The sequence below is a fragment of the Mesorhizobium sp. M2A.F.Ca.ET.067.02.1.1 genome (assembly GCF_004023285.1).
In the GTDB taxonomy this organism is placed as follows: domain Bacteria; phylum Pseudomonadota; class Alphaproteobacteria; order Rhizobiales; family Rhizobiaceae; genus Mesorhizobium.
On record NZ_RZSB01000637.1, the window covers coordinates 1 to 3,482 of the forward strand.

The 3,482-nt window shown below is 60.6% G+C and carries 4 protein-coding genes and 1 pseudogene; 1 reads left to right on the forward strand and 4 read right to left on the reverse strand.

All coding sequences use genetic code 11. From position 1 onward, the window contains the following. Positions 1 to 203: 203 nt before the first annotated feature. Positions 204 to 484: pseudogene (locus tag EOA28_RS40510) on the forward strand (adenylate/guanylate cyclase domain-containing protein); the annotation flags it as partial. Here EOA28_RS40510 and EOA28_RS41185 read toward each other — a convergent pair. From EOA28_RS41185 to EOA28_RS41190, 4 genes are all read right to left on the reverse strand, one after another. Further along, positions 462 to 818: a helix-hairpin-helix domain-containing protein gene (locus tag EOA28_RS41185; RefSeq protein ID WP_348633442.1), complete on the reverse strand. Its 357-nt coding sequence runs from the start codon at positions 816 to 818 to the stop codon at positions 462 to 464. The pseudogene EOA28_RS40510 and the gene EOA28_RS41185 sit on opposite strands and share 23 nt — an antisense overlap. Further along, on the reverse strand, positions 782 to 1,963 hold the full coding sequence (ligD, locus tag EOA28_RS39640) for a DNA ligase D (protein ID WP_245490118.1): 1,182 nt from the start codon (positions 1,961 to 1,963) through the stop codon (positions 782 to 784). Before ligD ends, EOA28_RS41185 begins: the two co-directional genes overlap by 37 nt. Continuing rightward, a complete protein-coding gene (locus EOA28_RS39645) occupies positions 1,879 to 2,517 on the reverse strand; it encodes a hypothetical protein (RefSeq protein ID WP_210212878.1) in 639 nt (212 codons plus the stop codon). The genes ligD and EOA28_RS39645 overlap by 85 nt, the downstream gene beginning before the upstream one ends. Before the next feature lie 228 nt (positions 2,518 to 2,745). Continuing rightward, a complete protein-coding gene (locus EOA28_RS41190) occupies positions 2,746 to 3,231 on the reverse strand; it encodes a DUF3606 domain-containing protein (protein ID WP_348628721.1) in 486 nt (161 codons plus the stop codon). Positions 3,232 to 3,482: the final 251 nt, after the last annotated feature.

The following is a 3,482-nucleotide window of genomic DNA, read 5'->3' on the forward strand; positions in this document are numbered from 1 at the left end:
GGCGAAGATAGAGACTCAACCCCGAGCATTCGAGGACCGAGAGCATCGATGCAGTACTGCCATGTCCGCAATGTCCCAGCGAACGGACGTGGGGCGGATATTACGACGCGTATGACCCATCTCGGAAATCGGGCCGGATAGACTCTAGGCCAAGGTACCAATACAATCCCAATTGCCCGGCTTTCTGAAAGTATTCAACCCACATGGCCGAGACTCGAACCCAACGCCGCCTTGCTGCAATTTTGGCAGCCGATGTTGTTGGCTATTCCGCCTGATGGAACGCGAAGAGGCTGGCACACTAGCCGCATTGAAATCACGTCGGCAGGCCGTGTTGTCTCCATTGGTCGTCCAGCACAATGGTCGCGTAGTCAAACTTATGGGCGACGGTGTGCTTGTCGAGTTCGCCAGTGCAGTTGATGCGGTACAATGCGCGGTTGAACTACAAAAGGGATTCATTGCAGCTAACGAAGGTATTCCCGAAGCCTCGCACCATGTCCGCGATCGCGTCGCCGATGCCCTCTGGTGAGGGCGCCCGCGGCAATGATCCGATCAAGCGGCTGCGACAACGCAGCCAAGCTATCGGCAGCGCGCAAGTAAGCTTTGGTGCGATAGGGATTGCCTCCGCGAAGCGATGTGCGATGTGCATATTCCCTCAAGAGGCTGGCGACGGTCCGTGGATCGGTTTTTGCCATGGTCGAGGCAAACGGGACCGATGTCCCCGGGTTCCAATCAGGCGAACGAGGCGAAGCCTTGACCAGTCTTTCTGTCGTCGAGGAATGGGCTACAGATTTGGCAATAATTGGTCGGCTCGACCCCATCCCGCCAGGGATTTGCTGGCTGCGCGTTTCTTCAATTCACGAGCATCGCCGACGTGGAAATGCGAGGGCGCATCAATCGTCTTCATTTCCGCCCAGGTGATGGGCGCGGCGACCGGAGCGCCCGGTCGGGACCTCGCGCTGTAGGGCATGATCGCGGTCGCCCCTCGCTGGTTGCGCAGATAGTCGACAAAGATCCGTCCCTTCCGCTTCGCCTTCGCCATCACGGCCGTAAAGTGAGAGGGATCGGTCTGGGCGACGGCTTGAGCGAGACGATGTGCGAAGTCTTTCACTTGCGGCCACTCGGCCTGTGGAGTGAGCGGGGCGATCACGTGCACGCCCTTGCCGCCGGTCAGCATCGGGAAGGTGGTTAGCCCAAGCGATTTCAGAATATCCCGGAACTGGAATGCGGCAGCGCGCACGGCCTCGAAATCGAGACCTTCATCAGGGTCGAGGTCGAAGACGAGACGGTCGGCCTTTTCGACGTCCTCGATCCGAGCGCCCCACCCGTGCAGCTCGATCGTTCCCATCTGCACGCAGGTCATCAGCCCATCGGCATCGTCGACATAAAGGTACGGCTCCTCGTGACCGTCCTTTTCGGTGATGCCGACGTGATGGACCTTGTCGCCGAAGCTGCCGGCGTCGTGCTTCTGGAAGAAACACTTCTTCGCGCGGCCCTGGGGACAGCGAACAAGGCTGATTGGCCTGCTGCCGACCCAAGGGAGCATGATCTCCGCGACGGCTGCGTAGTGGTCGGCGAGCTGGCCCTTGGTGATGTTGGACTCAGGGTAGATTACGCGGCCGCGGTTGCTGATGGCAATCGTGCTCGTCGCCGGGGCCGGCAGCGTCGCTGTGTGACGTTCCGTCTCAAGCGCAACGGCTTCCGGCTTTTTGTCCTCGCGCAAGCCGAGATAGCTTGGATGGCGCAGTGTCCCTTCGTTGGTCATTTCAGTATAGGCGATCTCGGCGACAAGCTTCGGACGTATCCAGTGCGCGCCGCGAACTTCCGCGCGCGGTGCTTCGACCGTGGCGGCGCTCTGCTCGAGCGGCGCCATGGTCTTCATCAGCCTGGCCATCTCTGCGGTATCGAAACCGGTCCCGACCTTGCCGGCAAAGCGTAGCTTTCCGCCGTCATGGATCCCAAGGATAAGCGATCGAAACGCGCGATCCTTGTCTGACGGCGCCCGCCGACGAGTACGAATTCCTGACGCTTGATGCACTTGATCTTCAGCCAGCTTCCATCCCGGGCGCCAACATAGTCCGAATCCGCCAGCTTCGAGATAACCCCCTCGAGGCCGGCGTCGCAGAAGCGGTTCAGCAATTCTTCGCCCCGGCCTTGGATATGATCGGAGTAGCGAAGGATAGGGTTCTTCGCCGGCAGGATTCCCTCCAGTTTCGCCTTGCGCTCCAGGAGCGGAAGCCTCGTCAGGTCTTCGCCGTCGAGTTGGAGCAGGTCGAAGGCATAAAAATCGATGCTGGCGGGATCACCCTTCAAGGCGTTCTGGAGCGCCTGGAAACTCGATCGCCCCTGAGCGTCGATGACAACGGCCTCGCCATCGATGAGCGCGGATCGAACCTTGAGCTTGCCTGCCTCCGAAAGGATAGAGGGGAAGCGGCCGGACCAGTCCAGACCGGAGCGCGTATAAGCGCGCGCCTCTCCGCCGCCTACCGCGACGAGAATGCGGTAGCCGTCATATTTCATTTCGTGGATCCAGCGATCGCCAGCTGGAACCCTGTCCACCAGCTTTGCGAGCTGGACCGGCCGGAAAGCCGGTGGCGGCAGATGGGCCGCGCCGCGCGAGGCTGGCCTGGCAGGGCGAGTGGAAGACGCTTCGATTGTGGGCCGATGCGACGCTAACTTACTCACTTGACCTCACTCTGATGGAACTGAACTACCCAATGCGGCATTTGCAATCTGCAGCCTATTTCTTCAGTTTCTCCGAGGCCGCATTGGGCTTGTCGCAGTCGTTCCGACCCGCTTTATGAGGGCCTCGGCCTGGTCTCTGCTGATGCCCTGCTTGCGGGCAAAATAATTGACCTCGTACCTTTCACCGCCGGAGACCTGCCAACGGTCGCGCCGCCTCGCTTGGATTTGTCGTATGTCATTGTCGCCTCCCTTGTTGCCACAGCTGCGCCGGCACAACCGCTGGACCTGTAACGTTCTGGTTCGACTTGCGATCCTAGGCCGGGCAAGAAATTCCGCGTTTCCCCTGAAGTCGCGCGTGTCGACTTTGATGTTGTCCGTGTGAAGGTCGGGAATGAAGATGTCGCGGCTACGCAGCCTATTGCGCGGCCCCTCGCTGACCGGGTGCAGAACCGCCATTGCGGCGGTGGGAAACCGCTTTTCGTCGCCTAGGGTTTCGACGGCAATACCAGCTTTTCCAGAGCTTCCTACCGTGCTGGGAACCGCGGCCATCACATCGAACCCTTGAGATGCCGGACGTATGGGAACTTAGCACCGTCTCCCAAGTTGATCTGCGTTCAACTCCGGAGCACGAGCATGGCCGATCCCACGAGCACAAAACCCGAGGACGCCTCCCGCCCGCAACCCAGACCCGCAACACCCTCGCCGGCAACGGAGAAAGTGTCCGGTTCCGGCCCCGCGATCGCGGAGCATTCCAAAGATGCCAAGGCGCCCAAGGGCGGCCGTCAACCCGGCGCCTATGT